The organism is Actinomadura sp. (assembly GCF_044508335.1).
Taxonomy (GTDB): domain Bacteria; phylum Actinomycetota; class Actinomycetes; order Streptosporangiales; family Streptosporangiaceae; genus Spirillospora.
The window spans coordinates 18,847-23,979 of the sequence record NZ_JBIQHY010000107.1 but is presented as its reverse complement, the minus strand read 5'-3'; the positions used below and the strand labels follow the sequence as shown (position 1 = coordinate 23,979).

The 5,133-nt window shown below is 71.0% G+C and carries 5 protein-coding genes and 1 pseudogene; 4 read left to right on the top strand and 2 right to left on the bottom strand.

What is annotated here, in order from left to right; translation table 11 throughout:
- Positions 1-1,072: hypothetical protein (locus tag ACIWVC_RS27435; RefSeq protein WP_396454761.1), on the bottom strand; the 1,072-nt coding region annotated here is incomplete at its 3' end.
- Between the two features lie 87 nt (positions 1,073-1,159).
- Positions 1,160-2,779, bottom strand: a complete 1,620-nt coding sequence (locus ACIWVC_RS27430) for a hypothetical protein (RefSeq protein ID WP_396445458.1) — start codon at positions 2,777-2,779, stop codon at positions 1,160-1,162.
- A 95-nt stretch (positions 2,780-2,874) separates the two neighbouring features.
- On the opposite strand from ACIWVC_RS27430, the gene purS reads away from it, so the two are divergent.
- From purS to ACIWVC_RS27410, 4 genes and pseudogenes are all read left to right on the top strand, one after another.
- Positions 2,875-3,117 carry a phosphoribosylformylglycinamidine synthase subunit PurS gene (gene purS / locus ACIWVC_RS27425; protein ID WP_396445459.1) on the top strand — a complete coding sequence of 81 codons (243 nt, stop codon included), beginning with the start codon at positions 2,875-2,877 and terminating at the stop codon, positions 3,115-3,117.
- A gap of 229 nt (positions 3,118-3,346) precedes the next feature.
- The gene (locus ACIWVC_RS27420) at positions 3,347-3,790 is read left to right on the top strand and encodes an ATP-binding protein (protein ID WP_396445591.1); all 444 of its coding nucleotides are present in this window, start codon (positions 3,347-3,349) and stop codon (positions 3,788-3,790) included.
- A gap of 100 nt (positions 3,791-3,890) precedes the next feature.
- Positions 3,891-4,571: a phosphoribosylformylglycinamidine synthase subunit PurQ gene (purQ, locus tag ACIWVC_RS27415; RefSeq protein ID WP_396445460.1), complete on the top strand. Its 681-nt coding sequence runs from the start codon at positions 3,891-3,893 to the stop codon at positions 4,569-4,571.
- A pseudogene (locus ACIWVC_RS27410) lies at positions 4,568-5,133 on the top strand (phosphoribosylformylglycinamidine synthase subunit PurL); the annotation flags it as partial. The gene purQ and the pseudogene ACIWVC_RS27410, both read left to right, overlap by 4 nt.

Below are 5,133 nucleotides of genomic sequence, written 5' to 3'. Positions count from 1 at the left end.
CCTCCGGCTGGTTGAGGACATTGATTCGGGATTGACCGTGCTGTGAGAAGACAGTCTCTTCCAGCTCATACGAGGGGTGCTTTTGGCGCCAGCGGAGGGCGGCTTTGCCCAGGTCTGCCAGGATGGCGCTGCTCCATTTGATGTTCGGGGCGCTCAGCTTGACCAGGAGGGCTTGGCCGGGCATGTCTGCGCCGGCGGGGCCCAGGGCCTTCGCGGCTATGCCTTCCGTCTCCTTCTTGCGGGAGAGGGCTGCTAGGGCTGTGCCCAGGTCGCCTACCGTCTTTTTGTCTTCGGGTGTCAGGCCGCTGGTTTTGCTCAGTTGGTGGAGGCGGTAGGGGAGTTTGCCTGCGGAGCCCGGTGGGATGTTGGCGAAGAACGTCGCCAGGTAGGCGGTGTTCTTGCTGTTCTCGCGGAGGGTGCGGGCTATCTCCGACATGATCGCCGGGGTGCCCGAGCCCGGGTGGGTCGTGTGCTTCAGCCATGTGCGGGCCTGGAGGCGGGCCAGGTCGGTCATCTCCTTGGAGCCGAAGCGTTCCAGGTCGGGGATCTCGATCACCGGGCCTTGGATCAGCGGGGTCGCGGTCACCTCTGTCTCGGCCAGGGCGTACATGATGCGGGTGCGCATGCGGGCGGCCTGGGTGCGGCACCAGGCGGCGGCGTTGTCGCAGGACGTGGTGCTCGGGATGTCCGGGTGGGCGAGGGCCAGGTGGCCGCGGATCATCTTGGCGCGGTGGGGGAGGTCTGCCGCGGCGCGGGTCAGCGCCGTTTCCAGGCGTTCTAAGGCGGACGGGGAGACCGAGGCGACGCCGGGCTTGCCGGCGGGAGGGGTGACCCGGGGGATCTCCGGCGGGGTCAGGACGAGCGGGACCTGGTTGAAGCGGACGACCGTGCGCTGCACCTCCAGCATCATGCGGTTGAGCGCCCGGTTGTGGCCCTGAAGGTCGGTGGTGAACGCGGCGGCGGAGCCGCCCTGCCAGGTCTGCGGTCCCATGAGGCGGGTCACCTCGGACATCGCGCTGGAAATCGCCTGGAGTTCGGCGTCCACGGCGCGGGCGTCGATCTTCAGGGTCATGACCCGCCTCCTTTCGCCCTGTGGACGGTAGTGAAAGGTGAGGCGGCAGGAGCGGAAGCGGTGTTTCGGGCGGGGTGTATCCCGGGTTTATTCGCGGGAGAGGGCCCGGGTCGCGCCGGCGGCGACGGTGAGGCCGAGGATCAGGCCCGCGGCGACGATGAAGTTCGCGATCCACTGGTAGATGCCCTTGGGGGCGAACTCGATCTCCTGGCCGAGGCTGCCGATGGGGAGGAGCAGGTCGAGGGTGTAGAAGAAGGCGTTGAAGTGTGGTTTGTGGCCTTCGTCCAGGACGTCCGGCTGGTGGATGGAGAAGACGATCGTGCCGAAGGCGAGGAGGCCGACCAGCCAGCTCGCGGCGCGGAAGGGACGGTAGCCGTAGCCCACCAGGACGTCCTGCAGCCAGCCGACGATCTTGCGGGGGAGGCCCTGGGTCTTGCGGCGGTCGCGGGCCTTGGCGAGCAGGACGGAGCGGCCGTCGGCGTCCAGGCCGAGGGAGCGGTAGGTCTGCGCGAGGCGCTCGTAGGGCTGCGGGGCGTAGCCGTCGGTGTCGCGGCGCAGCCAGGCCAGGCGCTCGCGGGCGGTGAGGGGCGGTTCGAGCGTCTCGTACTGCAGGCCGTCGAGCTGGAGGCGCTCCGGCCAGGAGGCGGCGTCGTCGCGGAGCAGGTTGATGCGGGCGTAGGAGAGGTCGGCGGTGCCCTTGATCGGCTCGGCGGTGCGCAGGAGGAGCTCTTCGGCCTGGACGCGCTGCAGGCTGAGGGCCGTCCCGGTCTCGTGGCGCAGGCGGGCGTCGCGCAGGCTGAGCTGGCCGGTGACGCGGGCGCCGGAGAAGCTGACGGCGCCGGCGGCGGTGAAGCCGTCCGAGCAGTAGACGTCGGTCTCGACGGCGAGGTCGTCGGCGTTCAGGGCGGTGCGCTGGGGCGCGGACAGCTTCGCGCCGACGAAGGAGAGGTAGCCGCCGACGCTGGCGCCGCGGAGCCTGACCTCGCCCTCGGCGGCGAAACCGCCGTCGCAGAACACGTTCGCGGCCACGTCCAGGCGGCTGGCGTACAGGGCGACGCCGGACGGGTTGTACAGCCGCGCGCCCCGGAAGATCAGCTGGCCGCCGATGCGGGCGCCGGGCAGCCGGACCTCGCCGTTGGCGATGAAGCCCTGGTCGCAGTAGACGTTCGCCTCGACGGAGAGGCGGTCGGCGAGCAGCGCGTCCCCGCCCGGGTTGGTCAGCTGGACGCCCGACATGTTCAGGATGCCGGTGATGTTCGCCCCGTCCAGCCACAGGCCGCCGTTGATCCGGCTGCCCTCCAGCCAGAGGTGGCCGTCCACGCGGGTGCCGGACGCGACCAGGCCCGGCAGCCGGCAGCGCATCAGGTGGACGCTGTTCATGCTCGCCCAGTACAGGTGCGGCGCCTCGTCGAACGCGCAGCCGGTCAGGGCCAGCGGGACGGCGACCTCCGCGTGCCCGAGGTTCAGCGAGCCGGTGATGCGCGCGCCGGCGAGCCGGACGGCGGCGACCTGCCCCGGCTCGGGCTCCACCGCGCCGACCAGGAGCGCGACGAGGACCTCGGCCCTGACCACCCGGTCGGGCCCCCAGCGGTCGGCCTGCCCGATGTCGTCGAGCGCCGGGTCGCCGGTCGACAGGTCGATGGATTCGCCCTTCGGGAACGCCTTCCACAGGCGGCGCTCCGAGGGGGTCAGGTCCTCGATGTTCATCGGGTGGCTCCGGGGGATGGGACGGCTCGTGAAGAGCCATGGTGCCGTACCCTTCAGATCGTAAGGAAAAGCGCAGATCAGTGGAGGGGGCGGTCGTGGCGCGTGTCGTCGTGGACGTCATGCTCAAGCCGGAGATCCTCGACCCGCAGGGCCAGGCGATCGCCAGGAAGCTGCCGCAGATGGGGTTCGACGGTGTGGTCGCGGTCCGGCAGGGCAAGCGGTTCGAGGTCGAGCTGGAGGGCGACGCGGACGAGGAGGCCCTGGAGCGGGTCGGCAAGATCGCCGAGACGCTGCTCGCCAATCCGGTCATCGAGAACTACGAGGTTCGCGTTCTCTGACCGGCATCGTCCGGAAATGGCGCAGAATACTGTTCGGTATCACTTCGGAGTTGGTCCGTTCCAAACCGTTGTGCCGCGCCGTGAGATTTCCCGGAAAGACCCGCGAGTATAGCGATTACGGAGTATTCCGCCGGGGAAGTGTTAGCTCCGTCGAGTCGTCGAGCGCGCTCCGGGGCCGGGGGACACGGTCGGGAAGCCCGGGGCCATGACACGAGGTGTCCGGGTGGATATGAGGTTCTCGCTCGCGCTGCCGCGCGCGGCGCTGAGCGTCCCGGTGATCCGGCGTCTGGTGGGGGACGCCCTGCGGGGGCTCGGCGTCTCCGAGGACTGCGTCGACGACGTGCTGGTCGCCGCCTCCGAGGCGTGCACGAACGTCGTCCAGCACGCGCGCGCGTCGGGGGAGTACGAGGTGACCGGGCACGTCGACGACGGTGTGTGCCTTCTCACCATCACGGACTGGGGGCGCGGCCTCCGCGCGGCCCCCGCCGAGGAGCGGGACGCGTTGGCCGAGTCCGGACGCGGGATTAAGATCATGCGGGCGCTGGTGGACGACCTGGACATCGACTCGTCCCCCGACCGGGGCACCGTCGTTCACCTGCGGAAGCGGCTGACCTGGAGCGACGAGGCACTGGTACGGCGACTCGACGCCCGCCTCATGCACAACGCCGGGTAGATTAGGACGCGCGCGGGGGGTATGCGACGCGCAGCGGGGTTGAGCGGCGGAGGAGATTCCGACCGTCCCGGCCGCACCTCATTTCGGAGGAACAGAACAGATGGACGCTGCCCGGGTAGGCATCATCACCTTTCCCGGTTCGCTGGACGACAAGGACGCCGCACGCGCCGTCCGGCTGTCCGGCGCCGAGCCGGTCGCGCTCTGGCACGGGGACCACGACCTGCAGGGCGTCGACGCCGTCGTGCTGCCCGGCGGGTTCTCCTACGGGGACTACCTGCGCGCCGGGGCGATCGCCCGGTTCGCGCCGCTGATGACCGAACTGGTCGCCGCCGCCGGCGCGGGGCTGCCCGTCCTCGGCATCTGCAACGGCTTCCAGGTGCTGTGCGAGTCGCACCTCCTGCCGGGGGCGCTGCTGCCGAACGCGGGCCTGCACTTCGTCTGCCGCGACCAGCGGCTGCGCATCGAGAACGCCGGCACCGCCTGGACGAGCGAGTACAGCGAGGGCCAGGAGGTCGTGATCCCGATCAAGAACCGGGACGGCCGCTACACCGCCGACCGGGAGACCCTGATCGAGCTGGCCGACACCGGCCGGATCGTCGCCCGCTACGTCGACCTGAACCCGAACGGCTCCCTCGACGACATCGCCGGCATCTGCAACGAGGCCGGCAACGTGGTCGGGCTCATGCCCCACCCCGAGCATGCCGTGGAGTCGCTGACCGGTCCGTCCACAGACGGGCTCGGTTTCTTCACCTCCATTGTCAAGAGACTGGTCAACGCATGAGTGAGCAACGGCCCCACGCTTCCGGACGCGCCACCCGGGACGCCTCCGACGAACCGTCGATGGAGTGGCTCGGGGAGCTCAAGTCCGACGCGGACGACCCCGAGCTCCAGCCCGTCAACCCCGCGGTGACCCAGGGCTTCAAGGCCATCATCGAGGAGGACCGGAACGCGGGCCCGGCCGCCCGGCCGGCGCCGCAGGACCCCGCCGCTCCGGCGGCTCCCGGGCCGTTCACGGGCCCGATGCCGGTGCTGGACGGCGAGCGGCCCGCGCCCACCCCGGGCGCCCTCGCGGGCCCCGAGCAGGAGTTCGCCCGTGCCCTGGAGGAGGAGCGCGCCGCCGCCGACCCCTCCTCCACCGCGGCCGACCCGTCTCTGACGTTGCCCGACATGAACGGGTTCGCCGGTCCCCGGCCGCCGTCCCAGCCGGGCGGCTCCGGCACCGGCCCGCAGCCCGCCGTCAGCTCCAGCACAGGCCCCCAGCCCGCCGTCGGCTCGGGGACGGGGCCTCAGCCCGCCGTAGGCTCCGGCACCGGGCCTCAGCCCGCCGTAGGCTCCGGCACCGG

Excerpts from the sequence above, each read along its gene's own strand:
- ACIWVC_RS27430 (WP_396445458.1), bottom strand. The coding sequence starts at position 2,779 with ATGAACATCGAGGACCTGACCCCCTCGGAGCGCCGCCTGTGGAAGGCG.
- purQ (WP_396445460.1), top strand. The coding sequence starts at position 3,891 with ATGGACGCTGCCCGGGTAGGCATCATCACCTTTCCCGGTTCGCTGGAC.
- ACIWVC_RS27420 (WP_396445591.1), top strand. The coding sequence starts at position 3,347 with ATGAGGTTCTCGCTCGCGCTGCCGCGCGCGGCGCTGAGCGTCCCGGTG.